At 71.1% G+C, this 24,656-nt stretch carries 20 protein-coding genes and 3 tRNA genes; 16 read left to right on the top strand and 7 right to left on the bottom strand.

The window, feature by feature from the left end:
- Window positions 1–6: 6 nt before the first annotated feature.
- Window positions 7–1,002, bottom strand: coding sequence for a tRNA lysidine(34) synthetase TilS (tilS, locus tag ABG085_RS01500; protein ID WP_347977681.1), 996 nt, complete (start codon window positions 1,000–1,002; stop codon window positions 7–9).
- Window positions 1,003–1,207: 205 nt separating this feature from the next.
- Between tilS and ppa the strand changes: the two genes are divergently transcribed.
- A complete protein-coding gene (ppa, locus tag ABG085_RS01495) occupies window positions 1,208–1,741 on the top strand; it encodes an inorganic diphosphatase (RefSeq protein WP_347977680.1) in 534 nt (177 codons plus the stop codon).
- Window positions 1,742–1,810: 69 nt separating this feature from the next.
- Here the strand turns inward: ppa and ABG085_RS01490 are convergent, their stop codons facing one another.
- The gene (locus ABG085_RS01490; protein ID WP_347979255.1) at window positions 1,811–3,217 is read right to left on the bottom strand and encodes a peptidoglycan DD-metalloendopeptidase family protein; all 1,407 of its coding nucleotides are present in this window, start codon (window positions 3,215–3,217) and stop codon (window positions 1,811–1,813) included.
- Window positions 3,218–3,466: 249 nt separating this feature from the next.
- Between ABG085_RS01490 and ABG085_RS01485 the strand changes: the two genes are divergently transcribed.
- From ABG085_RS01485 to ABG085_RS01475, 3 genes are all read left to right on the top strand, one after another.
- Window positions 3,467–3,539 (top strand) — tRNA-Glu (locus ABG085_RS01485).
- A 20-nt stretch (window positions 3,540–3,559) separates the two neighbouring features.
- Window positions 3,560–3,633, top strand: a tRNA-Asp gene (locus ABG085_RS01480).
- 93 nt (window positions 3,634–3,726) lie between these two features.
- Window positions 3,727–3,799: transfer RNA gene (locus ABG085_RS01475), tRNA-Phe, on the top strand.
- A gap of 20 nt (window positions 3,800–3,819) precedes the next feature.
- On the opposite strand, the gene ABG085_RS01470 is transcribed toward ABG085_RS01475, so the two are convergent.
- The gene (locus ABG085_RS01470) at window positions 3,820–4,401 is read right to left on the bottom strand and encodes a dihydrofolate reductase family protein (RefSeq protein ID WP_347977679.1); all 582 of its coding nucleotides are present in this window, start codon (window positions 4,399–4,401) and stop codon (window positions 3,820–3,822) included.
- Between the two features lie 143 nt (window positions 4,402–4,544).
- Here ABG085_RS01470 and ABG085_RS01465 point away from each other — a divergent pair, with 143 nt between their 5' ends.
- From ABG085_RS01465 to ABG085_RS01455, 3 genes are read left to right on the top strand one after another with little or no spacing between them, the layout of a single operon-like run.
- A complete protein-coding gene (locus tag ABG085_RS01465) occupies window positions 4,545–5,021 on the top strand; it encodes a DUF2975 domain-containing protein (protein WP_347977678.1) in 477 nt (158 codons plus the stop codon).
- Entirely contained in the window at window positions 5,021–5,266 is a 246-nt protein-coding gene (locus ABG085_RS01460) for a helix-turn-helix transcriptional regulator (protein ID WP_347977677.1), read from the top strand. Before ABG085_RS01465 ends, ABG085_RS01460 begins: the two co-directional genes overlap by 1 nt.
- Window positions 5,263–9,174, top strand: coding sequence for a hypothetical protein (locus tag ABG085_RS01455; protein ID WP_347977676.1), 3,912 nt, complete (start codon window positions 5,263–5,265; stop codon window positions 9,172–9,174). The genes ABG085_RS01460 and ABG085_RS01455 overlap by 4 nt, the downstream gene beginning before the upstream one ends.
- Before the next feature lie 111 nt (window positions 9,175–9,285).
- Here the strand turns inward: ABG085_RS01455 and ABG085_RS01450 are convergent, their stop codons facing one another.
- Window positions 9,286–9,798 carry an ACT domain-containing protein gene (locus ABG085_RS01450; protein ID WP_347977675.1) on the bottom strand — a complete coding sequence of 171 codons (513 nt, stop codon included), beginning with the start codon at window positions 9,796–9,798 and terminating at the stop codon, window positions 9,286–9,288.
- Between the two features lie 362 nt (window positions 9,799–10,160).
- Here ABG085_RS01450 and ABG085_RS01445 point away from each other — a divergent pair, with 362 nt between their 5' ends.
- Window positions 10,161–11,969, top strand: a complete 1,809-nt coding sequence (locus ABG085_RS01445) for a DUF4398 domain-containing protein (RefSeq protein WP_347977674.1) — start codon at window positions 10,161–10,163, stop codon at window positions 11,967–11,969.
- 105 nt (window positions 11,970–12,074) lie between these two features.
- Here ABG085_RS01445 and ABG085_RS01440 read toward each other — a convergent pair whose 3' ends face one another.
- The gene (locus ABG085_RS01440) at window positions 12,075–12,740 is read right to left on the bottom strand and encodes a DUF305 domain-containing protein (RefSeq protein ID WP_347977673.1); all 666 of its coding nucleotides are present in this window, start codon (window positions 12,738–12,740) and stop codon (window positions 12,075–12,077) included.
- 335 nt (window positions 12,741–13,075) lie between these two features.
- Between ABG085_RS01440 and ABG085_RS01435 the strand changes: the two genes are divergently transcribed.
- Window positions 13,076–14,779 (top strand): hypothetical protein, encoded by a 1,704-nt coding sequence (locus ABG085_RS01435; RefSeq protein ID WP_347977672.1) that lies wholly within the window; start codon window positions 13,076–13,078, stop codon window positions 14,777–14,779.
- A 97-nt stretch (window positions 14,780–14,876) separates the two neighbouring features.
- On the opposite strand, the gene ABG085_RS01430 is transcribed toward ABG085_RS01435, so the two are convergent.
- Window positions 14,877–15,269 carry a hypothetical protein gene (locus ABG085_RS01430; RefSeq protein WP_347977671.1) on the bottom strand — a complete coding sequence of 131 codons (393 nt, stop codon included), beginning with the start codon at window positions 15,267–15,269 and terminating at the stop codon, window positions 14,877–14,879.
- Between the two features lie 130 nt (window positions 15,270–15,399).
- On the opposite strand from ABG085_RS01430, the gene ABG085_RS01425 reads away from it, so the two are divergent.
- Window positions 15,400–16,569, top strand: a complete 1,170-nt coding sequence (locus tag ABG085_RS01425; RefSeq protein ID WP_347977670.1) for a polysaccharide deacetylase family protein — start codon at window positions 15,400–15,402, stop codon at window positions 16,567–16,569.
- Window positions 16,570–16,631: 62 nt separating this feature from the next.
- Here the strand turns inward: ABG085_RS01425 and ABG085_RS01420 are convergent, their stop codons facing one another.
- Entirely contained in the window at window positions 16,632–17,789 is a 1,158-nt protein-coding gene (locus tag ABG085_RS01420; protein ID WP_347977669.1) for a glycosyltransferase family 2 protein, read from the bottom strand.
- Window positions 17,790–17,980: 191 nt separating this feature from the next.
- On the opposite strand from ABG085_RS01420, the gene ABG085_RS01415 reads away from it, so the two are divergent.
- From ABG085_RS01415 to ABG085_RS01390, 6 genes are all read left to right on the top strand, one after another.
- Window positions 17,981–19,477, top strand: coding sequence for a M1 family metallopeptidase (locus tag ABG085_RS01415; RefSeq protein ID WP_347977668.1), 1,497 nt, complete (start codon window positions 17,981–17,983; stop codon window positions 19,475–19,477).
- Between the two features lie 61 nt (window positions 19,478–19,538).
- The gene (locus ABG085_RS01410) at window positions 19,539–19,796 is read left to right on the top strand and encodes a glutaredoxin domain-containing protein (RefSeq protein ID WP_347977667.1); all 258 of its coding nucleotides are present in this window, start codon (window positions 19,539–19,541) and stop codon (window positions 19,794–19,796) included.
- Between the two features lie 185 nt (window positions 19,797–19,981).
- Complete coding sequence (gene kynA, locus ABG085_RS01405) at window positions 19,982–20,842, top strand: tryptophan 2,3-dioxygenase (RefSeq protein WP_347977666.1); 861 nt, start codon at window positions 19,982–19,984, stop codon at window positions 20,840–20,842.
- Window positions 20,842–21,819: a hypothetical protein gene (locus ABG085_RS01400; protein WP_347977665.1), complete on the top strand. Its 978-nt coding sequence runs from the start codon at window positions 20,842–20,844 to the stop codon at window positions 21,817–21,819. The genes kynA and ABG085_RS01400 overlap by 1 nt, the downstream gene beginning before the upstream one ends.
- Entirely contained in the window at window positions 21,806–23,113 is a 1,308-nt protein-coding gene (locus ABG085_RS01395) for an aminotransferase class V-fold PLP-dependent enzyme (protein ID WP_347977664.1), read from the top strand. The genes ABG085_RS01400 and ABG085_RS01395 overlap by 14 nt, the downstream gene beginning before the upstream one ends.
- A gap of 88 nt (window positions 23,114–23,201) precedes the next feature.
- Complete coding sequence (locus ABG085_RS01390; protein WP_347977663.1) at window positions 23,202–24,632, top strand: MFS transporter; 1,431 nt, start codon at window positions 23,202–23,204, stop codon at window positions 24,630–24,632.
- Window positions 24,633–24,656: the final 24 nt, after the last annotated feature.

Below are 24,656 nucleotides of genomic sequence, written 5' to 3'. Positions count from 1 at the left end.
CGCGACTCAGCGCGCCGTGAACTCGATGCGCCCGCCGACGCGGCGGGCGCGGCATCCGGGAAGGTCGATGGGTCCCTGGCCCGACCAGTCGGTGACCAGGCGCGCCACCTCGATCGTCTGCGTCCGCGTCAGGCTCTGGTGGAACTCGCTCGCCACCACGTGCCGGATGATGCGGTTGCGCAGGGCTGCGGGGTTCGCGGCGAGCGCGGGCGCCGAGACGGAGATCCCCGCTTCGGCGTGCTCGACGATGTCCTCGATCGTCTCGTCGATCATCTCGTCGAAGGCCTCGGCGTCCTCACGCAGCTGCGCCGCGGTGCGGGCGAGGGCGTCGGCGATGCCGGGGCCGAGCTCGGCTTCGAGGACGGGCAGCACCGTCTCGCGCACGCGCACCCGCGCGAAGCGGGGGTCGGCGTTCTGCGGGTCGTCCCACGGCTCGAGGCCTTCGGCCGCGCACGCCGCCCGGGTTGTGGACCGCCGCACCGCGAGCAGCGGCCGCAGGAGGGCGACGCCGTCGAGCTCGGCGGCGTCGGCCATGCCTTGCAGGCTGGCGGCGCCCGCGCCGCGCGCGAGGCCGAGCAGCACCGTCTCGGCCTGGTCGTCGAGCGTGTGGCCGAGGAGGATCGCCGCCGCCCCGGTGTCGCGGGCGGCGTCTCGCAACGCGGCGTAGCGCGCCTCGCGAGCGGCCGCCTCCGGCCCGCCGTCTGCGCCGACCTCGACGCGGACCACGCGGGCCTCGAACCCGAGGGCCTCGGCCTTCGCCGCCGCGGCGGCTGCGGCATCCGTCGATCCGTCCTGCAGTCCGTGGTCGACGGTGACCGCTGCCGCGCGCAGACCGAGCTTCGGCGCCTCGAACGCCGTCGCCGCCGCCAGGGCGAGCGAGTCGGCTCCGCCGGACAGGGCGACGATCGCCGTCGCGCCCGACGGGAGCGTCGTCAGCGCACGGCGCACGGCGAGCCGCACTTCGGCGACGGCGGGGTGCAGTCCGGGTCGGCGCTCATCCACCCGCCCACGCTATCCCGCCACCTGCGTGAAAGTGTCGGGCTGGATCCGCGACAGCCGCGCCGAAAGCGGCCTCTCGAGCCGATTCGGCCCGATTCTTTCACCGAACAACCCCGCGAGCCATCGGCCGAAGACCGACGCACGACGGAAAGAGTCCCGCGACTAGGCTTGTCGCGGCATCCCACCGTCTTTCCGAAGGAGCACCACTATGGGCGCGTACGACGCCGTCATCGAGATCCCGCGCGGCAGCCGCGTGAAGTACGAGGTCGACCACGGCACCGGCCGCGTCTTCCTCGACCGCATCCTCTACACCGCGTTCGGGTACCCCACCAACTACGGGTTCTTCGAGAACACCCTCGGCGAGGACGGCGACCCGCTCGACGTGCTGGTGCTGCTCGACTTCGATCTCGCGCCCGGTGTGCTCGCGAGCGTGCGCCCCGTCGGCGTGCTCAAGATGAGCGACGAAGCCGGCGGCGACGACAAGGTGGTCGCGGTGCTCGGCAAGGACCCGCGCTGGTCGCACGTCCAGGACGTGAACGACATCCCCGAGTACACGCGCAAGGAGATCGAGCACTTCTTCGAGCACTACAAGGATCTCGAGCCCAACAAATGGGTCAAGGTCGACGAGTGGGCCGGTGCGGCCGAGGCCGAGCGCCTCGTCGGCGAGGCCTTCGACCGCTTCAAGCAGCACGAGGGCGAGACCCGCACCCAGGGTGAGGGCGTCGCCCCGAACACGCTCTGACGCAGGGCTTTCACGCGAGAACCGGATGCCGCGGCATCCGGTTCTCGTCGTTTCAGACGGCGTGCGGGCTCAGACGCCGATGCCCCGCGCGCCCATGAAGTCGATCGGGTTCACGGTCCCGCCGTTGACGTAGACCTCGAAATGGAGGTGGCAGCCGAACGAGTTGCCGGTGTTGCCCTCGCTCGCGATGAGCTGACCGGCGTTGACCCACTGACCGACGCCGACGAAGATGCCTCCGCTGCGGATGTGCCCGTAGCCCGAGCCGATGCCGCCGCCGTGGTCGATCTTGATGTAGTTGCCGTAGCCGCCGTTCCCGCCGGCGTACACGATGCGTCCGGCTGAGGCCGCGTAGATACCGGCCCCGCAGCCGGCAGCGAGGTCGACGCCGTAGTGGAACCCGCTGGAGCAGTAGCTGTTGCCGCACTGCACCGTGCGGGGGCCATAGCCGGAGCTGCGCCAGCCCGACGACGGACGGGCCCAGCCGGAGCCGACGACGGCTCCGCCGCCTCCGCCACCGCCGCCTCCGCCACCGCCGCCACCACCGCCGCCGCCACCCGCCGCGGCGGCGGCGGCGTTCGCGCGGGCGATGCGTTCGGCTTCGGCGCGCGCGGCAGCGGCCGCCGCGACGCGAGCCGCTTCTTCGGCCGCCTTGCGGACGCGTTCGCCTTCTTCGTAGTCGGCGACGGTCTTGGCCACGGTGTCCTGAAGCGCGGCGAGCTGTGCCTCGAGCTCGCCCCGCTTGGCGTTCTGGGTGTCCAGCGCGGCCTGGGCCTCGTCGGCCGCCTTCTGCGCGGCGACCATCTTCTCTTCGGCGATCTTCTGCAGCCGGTCGCGCTCGACGCGCTGCACCGCCGCCTGATCGCTCAGGCTCTGCGCCGAGTCGCGGGCCGTCACCGCCTCCGCGTACACGTCCTGATTGCGCTGGACGAGCTTGTCCATCGTGCCGAGGCGGGCGAGCAGGTCGTCGGCCGACGCGGCGGAGCCGGCGAAGAAGAGTTCGAGCGACGTGTCGTCGCCGCCGTTGCGGTACAGCTGTGCCGCCACGCGGCCGGCCTTGTTCGCGGAATCCACCGCGGCTGCCGCCTGAGCGTCGGCCTGCTGCTGCAGCTGGTCGGCCCGCAGCGCCGCATCGAAGTACTCCTGCTGCGCGACATAGAACTCGTCGGACAGCTGCTGGGCGATCTGCTTCTTGGCCGCGACATCCGCCTCGAGCCCGGCGATCAGCTCCTGGATCCGAGTGACCTCGGCAGCCTTTGCCTGTTCGTTGCTCTTCGCGGCGACGACGTCGTCCCACGACGGATAGTCGGCGGCGAAGGCGGGACTGGCGAGCGGGCCGATCGAGCCGCCCACCGCGCCCAGCGCGGCCACGCCCAGAATCCCGAGCCCGAGCGCTGTGCGCCGGTTCATCGCGGGCCAGAGCCGCTGCTGCTCACTCGCGGAAGGGGCGCACCCGCACTCCGCGGCGTCATCGGCCATGGCCTTCACGGTGACGTTCTCGGGCTGCACCGGGTCCTCCCCCCTGCGGCGTCAACTCGTTTCACACTAGCAACATCAGTAACATGCGCAAACCCCCAGTGGCGCAGAGCGACCGCCGCCTCGGGCAGCGGCCACCCGGCCAGTGTGCGCCCGGATCGCTCGATCCACAAGAGCGCCACGCGCTCGATTGGCGTTTTGCCCAGTCATTACGTATGCTTGGTCCTCGGCAGTGAGCCCCAGGGTTCACCCGGCCCCATCGTTTAGCGGCCTAGGACGCCGCCCTTTCACGGCGGTAGCACGGGTTCGAATCCCGTTGGGGTCACTCCCACAATTAAAAAGCATGGCCCTGTAGCGCAGTTGGTTAGCGTGCCGCCCTGTCACGGCGGAGGTCGCGGGTTCAAGTCCCGTCAGGGTCGCTCCGAGCGACGGGCCCTTTTTTCGAAGAGGGCCTTTCGTCTAGGACGCGGCAGGTCTTGTATAGAGGAGTATTCCTCGCACGGATGCCGCGCGGCTCTGTAGCTCAGTTGGTAGAGCGCACGACTGAAAATCGTGAGGTCACGGGATCGACGCCCGTCGGAGCCACTGAAACCCTCTCCTAGCTTCTACATGGAGGGGGTTTCTTCATTTCCCCGCCGCACGCGGTAGCCGAGGTACACCGAGCCGTTCGCGAAGCGGCGCTCGTCGAAGAGCTCCAGATCGAGCCGCAGCCCTTCGTCGAGGAAGCGGATGCCGCCGCCGACCACCGCCGGTGCCACGATGATGTGCACCTCGTCGAGCACGCCGGCGCGTGCCGCCGCCGAGGCGAGCTCGCCGCCGCCGATCGCGATCGGGGAGGACGAGGCATCCGTCATCGCCCGAACCTCGGCGGGGTCGAAGTGCGAGCGCAGCTCGGTGCGGTCGGTCGACACGGACTCGAGAGACCGGGAGTAGACGACCTTGTCGACGTCGCGCCACTGCAGCGCGAACTCGCGCTCGGCAGGAGACAGCTCCTCGAGCGCGAATTCGTCCCACACCTTCATGACCTCGTACACGCGGCGCCCGAGCAGGTGCGTGGTCGCGGGAGCCATGAGCTCGTTGACGAACGAGTGCACCTCGGCGTCGGGGGTCGCCCAGTCCCACCGCCCGTCGGGACCGGCGATGTAGCCGTCGAGCGACGCGGAGTTGAAGTAGATCAGGGAGCCCACGCCTCCGCACGTTACTCCCGCACGCCCCCGGCCGGCCACCCCGGCGGTTGCCAGGCGCTTCTCAGGGTTCCCTCTTGCGCCGAAGACGGATGCCAGGGCTATTGTTTGTCGATAGGTCCTTGCCGTTTATCGATAGGTTTGCGATGCGCCCCACCACGATCGTCGTCCTGAAGGCGATCATCGCCGTGCTGATCGGCCTGCTGCTGCTCTGCCAGGTGGTGGTGCTGCCGGGAATGGCGCGATCGCTCGCCGGAATGTACCCGTACCTCGCCTACCTCGAGGTGCCCGGAATCGTCATCGGCGTGGTCTTCACCCTCTGCGCCCAGGTGGTGCTCGTCTGCGTCTGGCGGCTGCTGACCCTCGTGCGGGCGGACAGCATCTTCACGCCGCGCGCGTTCGTCTGGGTGGATGTGAGCCTCTGGGCCGTCGTGTTTGCCACAGTGCTCGTCGTCACGACCCTCGGCTTCCTGATCACCGCCCCGGCGGGATCGCCGTCGATCGTGCTGCTGTGCCTGCTCGGCATCGTGGTGGGCGCGGGGCTCTCACTCCTGCTCGTCGTGCTGCGCGGGCTGCTGCGCAAGGCGTCGCAGCTTGAGCACGATCTCTCGGAGGTGGTCTGATGCCGATCATCATCACCCTCGACGTGCAGCTGGCGAAGAAGAAGATGTCGGTCACCGACTTCGCGGCGGCGATCGACATCACCCCCGCCAACGTCTCGGTGCTCAAGAACGGGCGCGCGAAGGCGGTGCGCTTCACGACCCTCGACGCGATCTGCCGAGTGCTGGATTGTCAGCCGGGCGACATCCTCGAGTGGGTGCCCGACGACCATCCCGCCGCGATTGCGGCGAGAGAGGGTGACGCGTGACTGCCGCAACGGCGAGCGCGCCGCGCACGCACGCCTGGAGCGACACGGCGATCGCCGAGCTGCTCGACGTCGCGCGCTGCCCGGTCTGCGCCACGGGGATCGTCGACGACCAGCGCTGCCCCGCCTGCGGTGCGGACTTCGCCGGCGCCATCGGCCGCGACCTCTGGCTGGCCTCTCGGAACGCCGCCGACGCACTGCGGGCGCGACAGGCTCTGCTCGAGCAGGTGCCCCTCGTCCCGATCTCTGCGCCGGCGAGCGCCGCCGCCGAAGCAGCGGGCACCGCGCCGCAGCACGCAGCCTCCGTGGTCGCGCCGTCGCGCGGCCCCGGCGACGCGGTCGCAGCACGGGCATCCGCGACGGTGCAGTCCGTTCTCGCGGTCGCCGGGGCGGCGCTCGTGGCCGTCGCCGCCGTGGTGTTCACGTTCTTCAACCCCGATCTCGCCGACCCATGGCCGCGAGCGGCGATCGTCGGCACGATCGCGGCGGCGTTCCTCGGCGGCTCGGCACTGCTGGCTCGCCGGCGGCTGCGGTTCTCGGCCGAGGCGATCGGCTCGCTCGGCGTCGTCTTCCTGGCGCTCACGGTGACCGCGGCGCTTCCGCTCCTGCCCCCGGAGTCGAACGGCTGGGTGTTCACCGCGCTCGCGACGTTGATCGCGGGCGGCGCGCTGGCGGCGCTCGGCCCGCGGGCCGGCATCCGTGCCTGGCTCTGGACCGGCCTGCTCGCGCTCTCGTTCGTTCCGCTCCTGCTCGCCCTCGGGGCGGGCTCGGCGCTCGCCACGACCGCGGGCTGGCTCACGTCGGCCGCGGCCGCGAGTGCGCTGGTGGCCTTCGCCGCGCGCGGATCCGCGGGCTTCGCCGGCCCGCTCAGGGCCGAGCGCACGGCACTGACGGTCGCGCAGTTCGGCTTCGCGGCCGCCGCGCTGGTCACGGTGTGGGGGACGGAGGCCGCCACCGCCGTGCCGACCGCGTACCTGGCGAGCGCCACCCTGGTCTCGATCGCGGCGATCGCCGTCGCTTCGGCGCACCACCCCGCGGGACAGCTGTGGAGCGGCGTCGCGGGCGCCGCGCTCGTCGGCGCGACGACGGTGCTGCCCATCGCCATGCCGCCGCTCGGAGTCGGCACGTGGTTCGCGGCGTTCCCTGCCGCCGCCGGCATCGGACTCGTCGCCGTCGGCGCGGCCACGCCGCTTCATCGCGTCGTCGCACGCGGAGCCCTGTTCAGCGGCGCGGTCGCCGTCGTCGCGGTGATCGCCGTCATCCCGACGCTCACGGCGCTGCTGTCGCTCGCCGGCGCCCTCGCGAGCCCGTCCACCGATCGCATGTTCCTGCTGCCCGGCAACGCGATCGGACTGACGACGGGACTCGCGGCCCTCGCCCTGTCGCTCGCCTCGTTCGCCGCCCTCACTTGGCGCGACTACGCGCCCACGGCCGCAGCCGATGTCGCGGCATCCACTCCCCACAGGTTTGGGGCGCACACCGTGCATTCGGGGCGCGCGGCGCACGCCCCGAATGCGCCCGGCACGCCCCACACCCCGGCGGTGTCGGGTGCCGGAATCGCCGTACCCGTCGACGACGCGTTGGGTGGCACCTCGCTCGCATCAGACCTCGCCGGGGAACGGATGCCGCAGCCGCTCGGCACGCGATGGCTCGGGTTCCTCGGCGCCTGGTACGCGGTGCTCGCCTTCCTCACGGTGCTGTCGCTGCCGGGGCTCGAGGTGTGGGCGCGCGTCGCGCTCGGCCTCGCCGCCGCGGTGATCGCGGGTGCGGTCGTCACGACCGCGCTGCGAGGCGCCTCGGCCGCCGTGCGCATGCCGCTCGTCGCCGGCGCGCACGCGGCGGTGGTGTTCGCGGCGGTGCTGTCGTGGCGGGAGGACGACCTCACCGTCTGGGCCGGCGCCGCCGTCGTCGCGTCGATCGGCGTGCTCGCTCTCACTGTGCCGCGCGGGGCACGGTTCGTGCACGTCGGCGTCGGCTTCGCGTACGCGCTGGTGGTGCTCGCCACCGCACTCGCCCAGGCGGGCGCGGATCCCCTCATCGTGGTGTGCCTCACCACCTGCGCCGCGGGCGCGGTCGCCATCGCGGTGACGTTCGCCCGACGCGTGCCCTCGCGCGAGTGGTACGCCGTGCTCGTCGTGACGGCGGTGCCCTTCGCGATCGGCGTGCTGCAGGTGGTGTTCGAGCGCAGCGGCTGGACGGCGCTGTCGACCGCCGTGATCTTCGGCCTGGCGCTCACCCTGGTCACCACGACGCGCGAGGGTCTCGGGGTCGTCGTGCGCACGTTCGCCGCCGCGACGCTCGTGCCCGCCGTCGCAGTGGTGGCGGTCTGCCTTGGCGCGCAGCTCCTGCCGATGAGCGGTTCGCCGGTCGTGCTCCCGGTCATCGCCGCGATCGTCGCCGGAGTACTCACGTCGGCCGACCTGATCGGCGGTGCGCTCAACCGGCGCCTGCCGCACGCCCAGGCGCACGCCGCAGGGCTGGCTGTCGAGGCATCCGCTCTTCTCACCGCGGCGATCGCCGTCGCACTCTCGCTCGTCCGGACGTCGGCCGGGCTGCCGACGACCCTGCTCGTGCTCGTGATCCTGGGCGTCGGGTTCACCGCGACCGCCCTCACCGCGCCGCGCCGCTACGCGTGGCCGCTCGCGGGCGCGGCGTTCACCGGCGCGCTGTGGAGCGCCTGGGGCATCGCCGGCGTCACGGGGCTCGAGCCCTACCTGCTGCCGCCGGCGCTCGGCGCCGCGGTCGTCGCCGCGGTGCTCACGGCGCGCGGTCGCCGCGCGGTGGGCATGTACACCGCCGGGCTGGCGATCGCGGTGGTGCCGGTGCTGGTCGCGCTGGCCCTCGACCGGACGGATGCCGTGATCCCGGCGCTGTCGATCGAGTCCGGCTTCCCCGCCCGGGCATACGCGCTGGTGGCCGCCGCGTGGGCGCTGGTGGCGGCATCCGTCATCGTCACACGCGCGTCCACTCCCCGCGTGCGCCGGCTCCGTGCGCTGCGCGCCCCGACGCTCGGCGTCGCGATCCTGGCCGCGACGGCGGCGGCGGTGCAAGGCGTGCGGTGGAGCGCCGGCCTCGATGCCGCGCCCACCGACCCGGCCATCGTGGCGGCGCTGGCGTTCGGCCTGATCGGCGGCGGGGCTGCGGCGAGCGCCGCGCGCGCCCTGCGCCGAAGCGCGCCCCAGGGGTCGTTGCTCGCCGACACGCGATGGCTCGGGGCTCCGGCCGTCCTGATCCTGGGGGTGGCGACCTGGCCGGCGATCGAACGGGACTGGTTCGTCGTCTGGACCATGTGGGCGCTGCTGCTCGGCTTCCTGACGCTGATGGTGGCGGTCGCGGCTCGCGGCCTGCGCGGGCCGACGGGGCTGCCGCCGGTGTGGTTCCTGTTCGCCGTGTCGTTCGTGACGGCGGTGGTCGCGTGGAGCCCCCGCGACCTGCGCGTCGAATGGTTCTCGCTGCCCCTCGGGCTGTTCCTCCTCACCGCCGGCGCGATCGCGCTGCGCCGGCCGGCGGTGGAGGCGCCGATCAGGTCCCTCACCGCATGGCCCGCGGGCTGGACCGGATCGTGGCCGCTGCTCGCGCCCGGGCTCGTGACGATGCTGAGCGCCTCGGTCGCCGCGACCTACACCGACCCCCGCACGTGGCGCGCGATCCTCGTCATGGCGATCGCACTCGTGGCGATCCTCGTCGGCGCCACCCAGCGCCTCGCCGCGCCGTTCCTCATCGGCATCGTCGTGCTGCCGATCGAGAACCTGCTCGCGTTCATGGTGCAGATCGGCCGCGGCATCGAGGCGATGCCCTGGTGGATCACCCTGTCGGTCGTCGGCGCGGTGCTGCTCATCATCGCCGTCGGCTACGAGCGGCGGGCGGGCGACGGCACCGGTCTCGCCGCGCGGTTGCGCGACCTCGCCTGATGTTCAGACGGGCCTGACGTTTAGACGGGCCTGGCGTTTGCTGACGCTTGCACGGGCCTGACCGGTCCGCGCAGCCTGAAGGCGAGCGGGCTCCGAGGGCCGGACGCCGGCTCAGGGTGCGAGCGTGACGTCCACCTGGATCTCGGTGGCGAGGCGCTCGAGTTCGCCGGTGAGGGCATCGAGATCGACGGATGCCGGAACCCGGGCGACGACCGTGGCCTCGAAGAGCCGTCCGCCGTACATGGCGGCCTCGGCGGTGCGCGTCGTGAGGTGGTCGATCGAGACGTCGTGGTTGCGCAGCACGGCGGAGATGTCGCGCACGATGCCGGGATGATCGTTGCCGATCACCTGCAGCGTGAGCGGGCGAGACGGGGCCCGCGGCGGCTCGGCGGCGCCGGGGTGGACCGTGACCTTGAGCAGACCCTCGAGGGCCGTGAGCGCCGCCCGCAGCTCATCGGCGCGCTCGGCGGGGACCGACACCTCGATGATGCCGGCGAAGGCGCCCGACAGCTCGGCGAGCTGGCTGTTCTCCCAGTTCCCGCCGTGGTCTCCGACGACGTCGGCGACCGCCGCCACGAGTCCTGAGCGGTCGTCGCCGACCACGGTGAGCACGAACGTCGTCATGCGTTCACTGTAGCGAGCGCCCGAAGCGGCCACCCGGGGTACGCCCGTCCATCGTGCACTCCGCCAGGATCGCGGTCTGAGGCTCGACGATCGGGCATTCGGCGCGCGATACGCCAGCGAGCGCAGGAGCGCTCACCGGGGTGAGCACAACGCTCAGCCGGGCGACGACCGGGTTCGCAGAACGCTTGGCCGGGCGGGGCAGGCCGACGGGAATTGTGTGAAACCGGTCCTAGCCACCGTCGCCGGGAGCCGATAGATTCCGATCAACGGCCTCCCCCAGGGCCTGCCCCCTCGCACGTCGTCGTGCGCGAGGACTCCTGCCGGAGGCATTCGTTTCCAGCGCAGTGAGAGGGGCACGACCGATGAAGTTCACCCGCCAACCCACGCGATGGCGCAAGCGCACGCTCGCCGCAGCAGGAGCACTCCTGCTCGGCGCGTCGCTGATGAGCGCCACCGCAGCCACCGCAGCCGCCGAGGACGACCCCCGTGAGGGGCTCGCTCCCGGATACTTCGACGCCGAGGTCGCCGCGAGCAATATCGAGCTGCTCGCCAGCCTCCCCCGCGTCGCTCCGTTCGACGCCCCTCCGGGCAACTTCGGCTTCGTCAACTCCGACCTCGCCTTCACCGGCGACCACGCCGTCGTCGGCAACTTCAACGGCTTCCAGGTCTACGACGTGACGGATGCCGGCGCCCCGACGCTGCGGAACTCGTTCGTGTGCCCCGGCGGCCAGGGTGACGTGTCGGTCTACGGGAACCTGCTGTTCATGTCGGTCGAAGAGACCCGCGGCCGCATCGACTGCGGCACGCAGGGAGCACCCGGCCCCGTCAACCTCGAGCGGTTCCGCGGCGTGCGCATCTTCGACATCACCGACATCGACAACCCGGTGCAGTTGCCGGGTGTGCAGACCTGCCGCGGATCGCACACGCATACGCTCGTCACCGATCCCGACGACCCTGCGAACATCTACATCTACAACTCCGGCACGTCGAACGTGCGCTCGCCACTCGAGCTCGCCGGGTGCGAGAACGTGTCGTCGAACACGCAGGCGCCGATCACGGAGGGCAACCCCACCCAGTGGCGGATCGACGTCATCAAGGTGCCGCTCGCGGCACCCGCGACGGCGGCGATCGTGAACCAGCCGCGGATCTTCGCCGATCCCGACACCGGCGCCTTCAACGGCCTGCAGAACACGCTGACCGGCACGTTGCACCCGTCGGGCGTGCCTTACGGCCCGGTGCCGAACACCAACACGTGCCACGACATCACGGCCTATCCCGAGATCGGCCTGGCCGCCGGCGCGTGCCAGGGCAACGGCATCCTGATCGACATCTCCGACCCGGCGAACCCGGTGCGGCTGGACGCGGTCTCCGACCCGAACTTCTCGTACTGGCACTCGGCGACGTTCAACAACGACGGCACCAAGGTCATCTTCACCGACGAGTGGGGCGGCGGCACGTCAGCGCGCTGCCGCGCGACCGATCAGCCCCAGTGGGGCGCCGACGCCCTGTTCGACATCGTCGACGGCAAGCTGCAGTTCGCGAGCTACTACAAGCTCCCGGCCGTGCAGACGACCCAGGAGAACTGCGTCGCCCACAACGGATCGATCGTGCCGGTGCCGGGTCGCGACATCCTGGTGCAGGCCTGGTACCAGGGCGGCGTCTCGGTGATCGACTTCACCGACACCGCCAAACCGGTCGAGATCGCCTACCTCGACCGTGGTCCGATCGACGAGCCGAATGCGACCGGCTTGAACCTCGGTGGCTACTGGTCGACGTACTGGTACAACGGCCATGTGCTCGGCAGCGAGATCGCCCGCGGCTTCGAGACGCTCGGGCTCACGCCGAGCGCGATGATGTCGGCGAACGAGATCGCCGCGGCCGGTGAGATCCAGCAGAGCGAGTTCAACGCCCAGCTGCAGACGATGCTCGTGCACGCGCCCAGCTTCGCGGTCGTGCGCTCGTACGTCGACCAGGCGGAGCGGGCCGGAACGCTCACGGGCAAGGCGCTGAGCGAGGTGCGCGGACACCTCGACAAGGCCGAGGCTCTCGCCGCCAAGGGCAACGACCAGTCGGTCCTCGACCAGCTGGCCAACGCCGCGCGCAAGTCGGGTGCGGCGCCCGACTCCGACCTGGCGCAGGCGATCGCCGCACTGGCGGGCACGTTCAGCTGAGGCGACGCCCCGGCCTGCGGGTCGCACACGGATGCCCCCGCGATCCACGGATCGCGGGGGCATCCCATCGTCTCGGGGTGAACCCGCCGGCCGATCCCCGCGGGATCAGCCCTCGCGCTCGGCGAGCAGCTCCTTCATGCGGGCGATCTCGATGCCCTGGTCGGCCTCGACATGGCGGGCGAACGCATCGATGTCGGATTCCTGGCCGCCGCCGTCGGCGTAGAGCTCGGTCACCATCTGGATCGCGCCCTCGTGGTGCCTGATCATGTACGCCAGGAAGAGCCGCTCGAACTCCTCGCCCTCGGCTGCCTCGAGCTGGGCGAGCTCGGCATCGGTGAGGAGTCCCGGCATCGACTCCGCGCTGTGCGCGTGGGAGTCGTCCGGATCGCGCACGGGTTCGCCCCGTGTCTGCAGCCAGGTCTCGAGCTGGGTGATCTCGTCGGCCTGGCTCACGTTCATGCGCTCGGCGAGCAGCCGGATGTCTTCGTCCGTCGTGCGCTCGTCGACGTAGCCGGTCATCTGGATCGCCTGCGAGTGGTGGTGGAGCATGTCGCGCACGAAGAGCACATCCTGCTCGACGTACGTCGGCGAACCGAGTCCGGCCGCCTCCTCCGGAGACAGTGTCCGGTTCGGCTCGCCCGGAGCGCCCAGCTGCACGACAGGACTCGTCGGCAGCGGCGCTGCCTCTTCGGGCTCCGCCGTACAGGCGGAGAGCCCGACGATGAGGAGCACGGCGGCACCGAGCGAGACCAATCGGGTCGGCGTCGACATGATCGAACCTCTCGTAGGGGGTTGCTCCATCATGCGCGGCCGAGCGGCCGGAAGCGAGCGACGGAAACAGAAAGTTAACGATTTCTGTAGCGGTGGCTCATGCGGCACCGATACGTTCCATTCATATAACTGCATACGCATGCAGTATGCGAAGTGCGATCGGTGTCGCCCCCAGACGGCGCGGAATGCACTTCGGCCTGAGGAACAAACCGACATATCGATGATGCAATGCTGATTTGGAAGGCCATCCCCGCATGACGACACGATCTCCCCACAGATCACGCTGGAGGACCCGCACGCTCGCCGCTGTCGGCTCGCTGGCGCTCGGATTCTCCATGATGACGGCGACCGCGGCACTCGCCGATGTCCCGGACTCCGACCCCCGAGAAGGCCTGGCCGCCGGCCTGCACGACGCGGAGCAGGCGGCGAGCAACATCGCCCTCCTGTCGGCGCAGCAGAAGACCTCGCCGTTCACCACCAACTCCGACCTGGCCTTCACCGGCGACTACGCGATCGCCGGGAACTACTACGGCTTCCAGATCTACAACATCTCCGACCCGGCGGCCCCGACCCTCGACGGCACCTTCGTCTGCCCCGGCGGCCAGGGTGATGTCTCGGTCTTCGGCGACCTGCTGTTCATGTCGGTCGAGTCCGGCCCCGGCCGCCTCGACTGCGGCACCGTCTCGGTGCCCGCGACCGACCCGCAGACCTTCCGCGGCGTGCGCGTGTTCGACATCTCCGACATCACGAGCCCGGTGCAGGTCGCCGCGGTCCAGACGTGCCGCGGATCGCACACCCACACCGTCGTGGAAGACCCCGACGACGCCGAGAACGTGTACGTCTACGTGTCGGGCACCGCGGGCGTCCGCACGACGACCACGGCGCTCGAAGGCTGCGTCAACCCGACGAACGCCAACACCGAGGCGGCCTACCTGGACGCCAACGGCAACCCGATCGACACCGCCCGCTTCCAGGTCGAGGTCATCAAGGTTCCGCTCGCCGACCCGGCCTCCGCGGCCGTCGTGAACGAGGCGCGCCTGTTCGTCGCCGAGAGCGGCAGCCCTGCGGGCCTGTGGCCGGGCGGCAGCCACGGCGAAGGGCTCCAGAGCACGTCGGCAACGGATGCGTGCCACGACATCACGGCCTACCCCGAGATCGGCCTCGCGGCCGGCGCGTGCGAGGGCAACGGCATCCTGATCGACATCAGCGACCCGGTGAACCCGGTGCGCCTGGATGCCGTGACCGACCCGCGGTTCGCGTACTGGCACTCGGCGACGTTCAACAACGACGGCACCAAGGTCGTCTTCACCGACGAGTGGGGCGGCGGAAGCTCGCCGCGCTGCCGCGCGGAGGACCCGAAGAACTGGGGCGCCAACGCGATCTTCGACATCGTGGACGGCAAGCTGCAGTTCGCGAGCTACTACAAGATGCCGGCGATCCAGACCGCGCAGGAGAACTGCGTCGCGCACAACGGCTCGCTCATCCCGGTGCCCGGTCGCGACATCATGGTGCAGGCCTGGTACCAGGGCGGCCTCTCGGTGTTCGACTTCACCGACAGCGCCAACCCGGTAGAGATCGCGTACTTCGACCGCGGCCCGAACGACGCGACGCGTCTCGTCACCGGCGGCTACTGGTCGACGTACTGGTACAACGGCAACGTCTTCGGCAACGAGATCGGCCGCGGGTTCGACAGCCTCGCACTGCAGCCGAGCGCGCAGCTGAGCGCCAACGAGATCGCCGCCGCCGGCGAGTACACGGTGGACCTGTTCAACGCACAGGCCCAGCCGCGGTACGAGCACGCGCCGAGCTTCGCGGTGGTCCGGTCGTACGTCGATCAGGCCGAACGCGCCGGAAAGCTCGGAGCTCAGGAGCTCACGCAGGTGCGCAAGCACATCGACGAGGCGGAGCTGCTCTCCGGCGACGGCAGCAACGCCCGCGCCGTGGCCGCCCAGCTCGACAACGCCGTGAAGAAGTCGGGTGCGGCGCCCGACTCCGACGTGGCGCAGGCGATCGCAGCCCTCATGGCCACGTTCAGCTGACGCCTGACCTCGCACGACGCTGCCCGGTGACTTCGGTCACCGGGCAGCGTCGTATCGGGACGGATGCCGATGGTCGACGTCCGCAACCGGTCGCGGGTCAGCGCGGTCTGAGCTCGTCCGTGACCGGGAAGGGCAGCCGGAAGCGCTCCGGATCCCCGCCGACGGCGGATGCGGCGCCGTACTCGTCGGCGACCACGGTGATACCCCGCGTGCTGGCCTCGGCGATGCGCACCGGTCGCTCGACACCGTCCGCGAAGCGCAAGGTCCATCGATCGGCGAGGTAAGCGATGCCCAGCTCGTCGAGCAGCTCCTCGGCGGCCAGCCAGTCCATGGCGTCGTCGCCTCGGGTCGACGTGCGTTCCCGCCCGAGCAGGTCGAAGACGCGGAAGCCCTCGCCGTCGGCGGCCATCCACCCCAGCAGCTCGCCGTCGGCGCGACGATGTTCGATCCAGTCCAGGGGCAGCACGGCATCCGAGCGTAGCGACTGCACCTCTCGCACGTCACGCCGGCATTCTCCACAACCGGGGCTTTTCAGCGGGCCGCGGCGGCGGCATCCCGCTACCATCCCCTCAGGGGCCGAGCGTTGGGGGACGCGAGGTCCGGACTCTTGGGGGAGTCGTATGGCCACTTTCGGCACAGGTCCCGCGCGGCCTTCCGCGCGGGTGCGTCGCCGGCGCCTGTTCGTGGGCGTCGCCGGCGCCGTCGTCGTGCTCGCCGCCATCGGCGGCACCGTCGCGGCGATCGGGTTCGCGCGCGCCGGCGTCGAGAGTCGCGAGCCGGATGCCGCGGCCGTCACGCCCGACGCCTCGCCCCGGGCGACGCCCGACCCCGGGAAGACCCCGCTGACACCCGAGGAGCAGTTGCTGGGCACCGCCACGGATCCCGCCGCCTGCGCCGTGAGCTTCACCGGCGACGGCATCGGCGACGCCCCGATGCTCCAGACCCAGGGCGCGCTGTATGCGGGCCTGCCCATCCCCGCGCGCGACGGGCTCGTGTTCGCCGGGTGGTACGCGACGCCGGCGGATGCCGCGACTCTGGCCATCCCGGGACGCGTGAACGGCTCCGAACCCGTCGTCTGCACCGACCGCCGTGTGACGCTCCACGGCGCGTGGATGAGCCCCGAGCAGAATGCGGCGGAGGACGCCCGCATCCCGATCCTCATGTACCACCAGTTCACCGCGAACCCCCAGGGCGAGAGCGGATGGCTGCGCGGCAACTACGCGTACATCGGCGACTTCGACGCTCACCTGAACCACATCGCGACGACCGGCTTCTACCTGCCGACCTGGGACGAGCTGTCGGCGTTCATCGACGGGCGGCTGTTCCTGCCGAACCACTCGGTGATCGTGACCGACGACGATGCCGACCAGACCTGGTTCGACCTCGCCGTGCCCGTCGTCGACAAGTACAAGGTGCTCTCGACGTCGTTCATGATCACTGCCTACCGGCAGGATCCGCCGCCGAACATGTACGTGCTCCGCCGCTCGCACACCCACGACATGCACCGCGCCGGTGCGAACGGCGACGGACTCATCACCAACCTCGGCGTGCCCGAGATCATCGCCGACATGACGGCGTCCGCTGGCGTGCTCGGCGTCAAAGAGGTCGTGGCGTATCCCTTCGGCCACTACAACGACACCTCCAAAGAGGGCCTCCGCCAGGCCGGCTGGGAGATGGCCCGCACCATCGAACCCGGCTACGTGACGATCGGCACCGACAAGCTCGCCCTGCCGACGGTGCGCATCAACTACGGCATGGGCCTCGACGCGCTGGTGAACCTCATCGGCTGACGTCCGCCGCCCCGTGCGAGCGGGAGGGGATCCGGATGCCGCGGGCTGCGGCATCCATCCCGCTAGAGCTCGCCGGGGGCTGTCGCCTGCGCGTCGAGCTCTTCGACGAAGCGGCGGGCGGCGGTCGGCGCGAGGCCGGGCTTGCGGGGCGCGTAGACGACGAGCGAGTGGAACAGGAAGCGCACGAAGAACGCCAGCACGAGGGTGATCGCGGTCGCGACGACCGCGGAGATGTGGCCCGTCGACACCATCACCGCCACGATCGGGATGCGCACCAGCGCCTCGGCGTTGTTGAAGGCGAACGACTTGCCGAAGCGCTGCCAGACACCCGACGCGTTCTCGCGCATGTCGTGGAAGACGAAGCGCTCGTGCAGCAGGAAGTTGGCGATGATCGTCACCTCGGCGGCGATGATCGCGGCGATGATGTCGTCCACACCGAGCTGGGTGAGCGCCCACACGATGCCGACGTTGGCGACCGCGCCCAGACCGCCGATCACGGCGAACAGCGACATCTTGCCGAAGCGCAGCGCGGTCAGCTGCGTGAGGAAGTGCAGGCCCTGGCGCACCGACGCCTTCGACTCGCCGGAGTGGCGGTCGGCGAAGTCGAACGGCACCTCGGCGACGCGCATCGGCCGGCGCGCGAGCAGCTCGAGCAGGATCTTGAAGCCGCGCGGCCGCAGGAGCGCCTGATCGACGCTGCGGCGGTCGATGAGGAAGAACCCGGTCATCGGGTCGGTCACATCGCGCAGCCGGATCGGGAACATCGCGCGGGTCACGGCCGTCGACGCCTTCGACACCATCACGCGCGTGCGATCGGCGAGGCCGTGCGCCGTCCCGCCGCCGGCGTAGCGCGAGGCGATGACGACGTCGACGTCGCCGCGCGAGAACCTGCGCCACACCTCGGGGATCTTCTCGGGCGGATGCTGCAGATCACCGTCGATGACGAGGCACGCGTCCGACTCGGCCGCCGCGAAGCCCTCGAGCACCGCCCCGCCGAGACCGCCGGCGGCCTTCTCGCGGTGCAGCAGGCGCACCGGCAGCGGGGCGGACGCCGCCACTTCGCGGATCACGTCGGGCGTGGCATCCGTGCTGTCGTCCACGAAGACGATCTCGGCGTCGATGCCACCGGGCACCGCGTCGAGCGCGGCGGCGACACGGCGGACGAGCTCCGCCACGTTGGGAGCCTCGTTGTACGTCGGGACGATGATCGACAGCTGCATCGCCCGCCATCCTGCCATGCAGCGCTGAACGGCTTTCGAACTTCTGGCGACGGATGCCGCCTCCGCCGCCCCGCGATCCGTGCGACGCAGCGTTGAACGGCTTCCGAACCTCTGGCGACGGATGCCGCCTCCGCCGCCCGCGATCCGTCGGACGCATCCTCGACATGGAAGGGAAACACGAGGAAGCTAGCGTGAACCGCCTGCTGTCGCACCCTGGGGAGGATGCCGTGCCCACTCGTCTGTTCCGCCGCACACCGTCGTCGAAGACGGCGAGGTCGGTCGTCGCCGGTGCTCTCGCCGCCGGAGTGCTCGTCGCCTCGCTGGCGGGCTCGACCGCCGCGACGGCGGCCGCCGCCCGCCCGGCGGAGCGCTACGCTCCCGGTGCCGATGGCATCGGGGATCCGTACTTCCCGGTCTCGGGCAACGGCGGCATCGACGTCAGGCATTACGCCCTCGACCTCGACTACACGCCGCCCGCGGCGGATCCCGCACCGCTCGAAGGCGACCTGGCGGCGGTGGCGACGCTCGACATCGTGGCCACTGCCGACCTCGACCGCTTCAACCTCGACCTCCGCGACCTCACCGTGTCGTCGGTGGTCGTGAACGGCAAGCCCGCCGCGTTCGCGCAGCAGGGCGGCGAGTTCGTCGTCACGCCGCGCCCGAAGCTCAAGACGGGCCAGTCCGCGAGCGTGGTCGTGACGTACGGCGGAACCACCACGCGCCCCCGAGACATCGAGGACGCGCTGTACGGCTGGGTCACGACCCGCGACGGGGCGATGGTGGTGAGCGAGCCCGACGGCTCGTCGACGTGGTTCCCAGTGAACGACCACCCCACCGACAAGGCGACGTACTCGTTCGAGATCACCGTGCCGGAGGGGCTGACCGCGGTCGCCAACGGGCTGCTCGTCGGCTCGGAGACCGCCGACGGCAAGACGACGTGGACGTGGGACGCCCCCGACCCGATGGCGTCGTACCTCGCCACCTCGACGATCGGGAACTTCCGGCTCGAGCAGTACACGGCGCCCAACGGCACGCCGATCATCGACGCGATCGACGTGACGCGCACCCCGGCCCAGTACGCGAACCTCGCGCGCACCGGTGACATGCTCACGTTCTTCGAGGGCCTCTACGGCGACTACCCGTTCGTCTCGTACGGCGCCATCGTCGACAACGACTCGGTGTCCTACGCGCTCGAGACCCAGACCCGATCGTTCTTCTCGACGTCCGCCAGCCTCGGCACGGTCGCCCACGAGCTCGCGCACCAGTGGATGGGCAACCAGGTCAGCCCTGGTCGCTGGGCCGACATCTGGCTCAACGAGGGCTGGGCGACGTACTCCGAGTGGATGTGGACGGAGCACAACGGCGGCACGACGGCCGCCACGCGGTTCTCGAATCTGATGAACTCGCCGTCGCAGTCGGCCTGGAACACGGTGCTGGCCGATCCCGGTCCGCTCGGGCTCTTCGGCACCCCGGTGTACAACCGCGGTGCGGCGCTTCTCCACGCGCTGCGGGTGGAGGTCGGCGACGAGGCGTTCTTCGGCATCGCCCAGGAGTGGGTCGCGCGCTTCGGCGGCGGAACCGCGACGACGGCCGACTTCATCGCACTGTCCGAGGAGATCTCGGGCCAGGACCTCACCACGTTCTTCGACGTGTGGGCCTACCAGCCCCCGAAGCCGACGGTCTGGTAGCACGTCCGCCGGGCGCTCGGCGCCCGGCGCCCGTCCAGGATTCCCGGGTGAGAATGGAAGGATGACCTCCCCCTCGACCATCACCATGTTCGGCGCGGACTGGTGCCGCGACTGCATCCGCACCAAGAAGCAGCTCGACCAGCTCGGCGTCTCGTACACCTACGTGGACCTCGTCGTCGATCCCGCCGCTGCCGACGTCGCCCGCGAGATCTCCGGGCGCACCAACATTCCCGTCGTCGTATACCCGGATGCCTCGCACCACGTCGAGCCGTCCAACGCCGACGTCGAGACCAAGCTGCGGGAGCTCTCCCTCATCTGACACCGTCCTCTGGGGCGTTTCGTCGCTGCGTTTCGACTCGCAAGCTCGCTCAACGACCACGTTCCTCGCTCGCTCAACGACCGGAAACGCCGGATCCGGTCGTTGAGCGAGCGAAGCGAGACGAAACGGGCCTAACCCGGCGCAGGCCCTGACGGCGCGGCATCCTTCGTCATTAGGCTGAGGCCGTGAGCGTCGAACGCAATACCCGCGCGATCGAGGGAACGGTCGTCACCGACTTCGAAGACCGCATGAGCTACGGCGGGTACCTCGATCTGCCCACCCTGCTGTCGGCCCAGCGGCCCCTCAGCGGCAGCGACGGGAAGCCCGAGCACCACGACGAGCTGCTGTTCATCGTGCAGCACCAGACCACCGAGCTGTGGCTGAAGCTCGTGCTGCACGAGCTCGGCGCCGCCTGTCGTCTGCTGCGCGAGGACCAGCTGGCGCCCGCGCTCAAGTGCATCGCCCGCGTCAAGCACATCCAGAAGACGCTCACCGAGCAGTGGTCGGTGCTGGCGACCCTCACGCCCGCCGAGTACGGGCAGTTCCGCGGTGTGCTCGGCAACGCGAGCGGCTTCCAGTCGGCGCAGTACCGCGCCGTCGAGTTCACCCTCGGCAACAAGAACGCCGCCATGCTGCGCGTGTTCGCCGCCGACCCGGCCGCGCATGCTCTCATCGAAGGGGCGCTCGAGGCGCCGAGCCTCTACGACGAGTTCCTCGGGCTGCTCGCGCGGTCGGGCTACCCGATCCCCACCGCCCTGCTCGAGCGCGATGTGACGACGGCGTGGACCTACGCCCCGGAGCTGGTGCCGGTGTTCGTGGAGATCTACCGCGACCCGCAGACCCACTGGGCGGCGTACGAGACGTGCGAGGAGCTCGTCGACCTGGAAGACAACTTCCAGCTTTGGCGCTTCCGCCACCTCAAGACGGTTGAGCGCATCATCGGCTTCAAGACCGGCACCGGCGGATCGAGCGGCGTGCCGTTCCTTCAGCGCGCGCTCGACCTGACCTTCTTCCCCGAGCTGTACGCGGTGCGGACAGAGCTGTGATGTCGCACGACCCGGAGGCGCTGCGCGAGCTGCTCGGCCCCGACGCGGCGCTCTGCCACCGGGCTCTCACGGGCGAGCAGGGCGTGTCGCTCCCGCCCTTCACCGACCACCACGTGCACCTGCATCTCATCGACGAGCAGGCTCTCGCCGCGGGCGGCATCGCCGGGGTCGTCGACCTCGGCGGCGACCCGGTCGCCCTCGCGCGCCGCGATGACGGCATCCCGCGCGTCGCGTATGCCGGCGCCTTCCTCACGGCGGTCGGCGGCTATCCGGTCGGGCGCTCATGGGCGCCGCCCGAGATCACTCGCGAGATCTCGGATCCCTCGACCCACCCCGGCGTTCCCGGCGGTGCGGCGACGGCAGTCGACGAGCAGGCGTCGTTCGGGGCATCCGTCATCAAGGCCTCGCTCAACAGCACCGCGGGACCGGTTCTCGACAGCGCCGCGCTGGCGGCGATCATCGAGGTTGCCCGCGAGCGCGGTCTGCCGGTCGTCGCGCATGCGGAAGGCGAGGGGATGCCGCAGCTCGCGCTCGACGCCGGGGTCGCCGGCTTCGCCCACACGCCCTTCAGCGCGTTCGTCGGGCGCACCTTCACGGCTCACGCGGTGGCGGCGGGACAGGTCTGGATCTCGACGCTCGCCATCCATCGCCACGACCCCGAGGCGGCCGAGTTCGCCCGCGTGAACCTCGCCGGCTTCGCCGCCGCCGGCGGGCGCGTGCTGTACGGCACCGACCTCGGCAACGGCGATCAGCCCGTCGGCGTCAACCCGGACGAGGTCGCGGCTCTGCACCGGGCGGGGGTCCGCGGCCCCGCGCTCATCGCCTCCCTCGCCGACCCGTGGCCCTTCGCCGATCCGCCCACGGGCGTCTGCACCTTCGTGCCCGGCGCGCCCCCGGCGGAGTCCGCAGAGATCGCCGAGTGGCTGCGCGGCGCGGCCGTCGTCCCCACCGAGGAGCTCATCCATGACGACCACTGACCCCGCCCGGACCACCGCGTCGAACCTCGAGGCCGAGGCATCCGCCCTCGACGCGTCGGACGCGCTTCGAATCCACCGTGACGCCTTCGTCGGCGCCGAGACGTCGCTGGTCTACTTCGACGGCAACTCCCTCGGCCGGCCGCTGCGCGCGAGCATCGACCGGCTCACCGCGTTCGCGCGCGATGAATGGGGCGGGCGCCTCATCCGCGGCTGGGACGAGTCGTGGATGCAGCTCCCCTTCGACATCGGCGACGCCGTGGGCCGCGCCGCGATCGGCGCCGCGCCGGGCCAGACCGTGATCGGTGACTCGACCACCGTACTGCTCTACAAGATGGTCCGGGCCGCGTTCGATGCCGCCGTCGCGGCCGACGCGGCGCGCGTCGAGATCGTGGTCGATCGCGACAACTTCCCCACCGACCGCTACCTCGTCGACGGCATCGCCGCGGAGCGCGGCGGTCGCGTGCGCTGGATCGACGTCGACACGGCCGGCGGAGTCTCGGCCGAGGCGCTGCGTGCGGCCGTCGGACGCGAGACGGCCGTCGTGCTGCTCTCGCACGTCGCCTACCGATCGGGCTATCTCACGGATGCCGCGGCCCTCACCCGCATCGCCCACGAGGCCGGCGCGCTCATCGTGTGGGACCTCTGCCATTCGGCCGGCTCGGTGCCGGTCGAGGCCGACGCCTGGGAGTTCGACATCGCGGTCGGCTGCACATACAAATACCTGAACGGCGGCCCGGGCTCCCCCGCCTTCGCCTACGTCGCCGCGCGCCTGCAGGACCGCCTCGCCCAGCCGATCCAGGGCTGGATGGGCACGGCCGACGTGTTCGCGATGGGTCCGGAGTACCGGCCCGCCGAGGGCATGCGGCGGTTCCTCTCGGGCACGCCGCCGATCGTCGGCATGCTCGCCATGCAGGACACCCTCGCACTCATCGAGGAGGTCGGGATCGGCGCCATCCGCGCCAAGTCGATCGCGCTGACGGAGTTCGCCGTGCGCGTGGCCGACGAGCTGCTGGCCCCGCTCGGCGTCTCGGTGGCGTCGCCCCGCGACCCCGCCGCCCGCGGCGGCCACGTCACCCTCGCGCACCCCGCGATGCGGGCGGTCACCGCCCGGCTGTGGGCGCAGGACGTCATCCCCGACTACCGCGACCCCGGCGGCCTGCGCATCGGGCTGTCCCCCCTCTCGACCTCGTTCACCGAGACGCTCGCCGGCCTCCGGGCGGTCGAGGCCGCGGTGCGCGCCGAGCGCGGTCGTGGAACGAGCGAGACGAAACGCCCGCACCCGGCGCAGTCGTGAAGCTCGACGCGTTTCGTCTCGGTCGCTGGCGCTCCCTCGCTCAACGACCGGAATCGGCGCCGGCACGGCGCTGACCTACACTGGCGCGATGAGCAATGAGGCTCCGGCGGCACCCGAAGCCACCGGCATCCATCCGGCGCGCCTGACGCGTGCCACCATCGCCCGCTACGCGGCCGGATCACTCGGCACAGGCGGCTTCGCGACGCTGCCCGGACTCGTGCTCACCTACTACCTCACCGACTCGCTCGGCGTCGCGGCGCTCGCCGCCGGCGCGGTCATCACGGTGGCGAAGGTGTGGGACGTCGTCATCGACCCCGTCATCGGCGCACTGACCGACCGCGACCTCGCGCGGCATGGCAGCCGACGGCGGCTGATGCTCATCGGCGCCCTCGCACTGCCGGTGCTGTTCGCGCTGACGTTCGCGGTGCCGCCCTCGCTCGGACCCGTCGTCGCAGGCATCTGGGTGCTGCTCGCCTTCACCCTCACGGCGACCGCCTTCAGCCTGTTCCAAGTGCCCTACATCGCGCTGCCCGCCGAGCTCACACCCAGCTACGACGAGCGCACGCGCCTGCTGACCTGGCGCGTCGTGGTGCTCACCTTCGCGATCCTGCTGTTCGGGGCGGGCGGCCCTGCGCTGCGCCGCGTCTCGGACGACCCCTTCGTCCAGTACCTGGTGATGGGAGTCGTCTGCGGTGTCGTGATCGGCATCGGGATGCTCGTGGCCACGGCCGTCGCGCGCCGCGGCGCGGCGGGGCCCACGCCCCCGGAGGCTTCGACCGACGTGCCGGCGGCGAGCGCGCCGGCGGTCGGGATCCGCGAGCACTACGCGTCCGGCATCCGCGCCCTCCGCCGCAGCCGGCCGTTCCGCATGCTGCTGTCGACCTTCGTGCTGCAGGCCCTCGCGACCGGTCTCATGCTGGCCGGCGCGCAGTACGTCGCGACATGGGTGCTGCACTCGCAGGCGGCGGTCGAGCTGCTGTTCATCGCGCTCATCGCCCCGGCGCTGCTGGCCGCGCCGGCGTGGGGTGTGGTCGCACGCCGCCTCGGCAAGGAGCGCACCTTCGCCATCGCGAGCGTCGTCTTCGCGGTCGCGGCGTTGTCGATCCTCGGCATGCTGTGGGCGCCGGGCGACTGGATCTACGTGCCCGTGGCCATCGCGGGCATCGCCTACGCCGGTATGCAGTCGCTGCCGATGGCGATGCTGCCCGACGTCATCTCGCACGACGAGCGCACCGAGCCGGATGCGGTGGAGGGGAACACGGGCCGCGCCGGGTCGTTCAGCGGGGTCTGGACCGCCGGCGAGACCGTCGGCTTCGCGCTCGGCGCGACGACGCTGGCGCTCATCCTCGCGGCGACCGGCTACGTCTCGTCGGTGGGCGGACAGATGGTGGAGCAGCCGGATGCCGCCATCACCGGCATCGTCGTGAGCTTCAGCCTCGCCCCCGCCGTGCTGATCGGGCTGAGCCTGCTCACGCTCGCGCGGTACCCGCTGCGCCGGGCCGACATCGAGCGCCGCTGACGCGGCCACCCGCCCGGCGGAGAT

It is taken from the genome of Microbacterium sp. ProA8, from assembly GCF_039905635.1.
GTDB classification, from domain to species: domain Bacteria; phylum Actinomycetota; class Actinomycetes; order Actinomycetales; family Microbacteriaceae; genus Microbacterium; species Microbacterium chionoecetis.
This window is presented reverse-complemented; position numbering and strand designations above follow the sequence as displayed.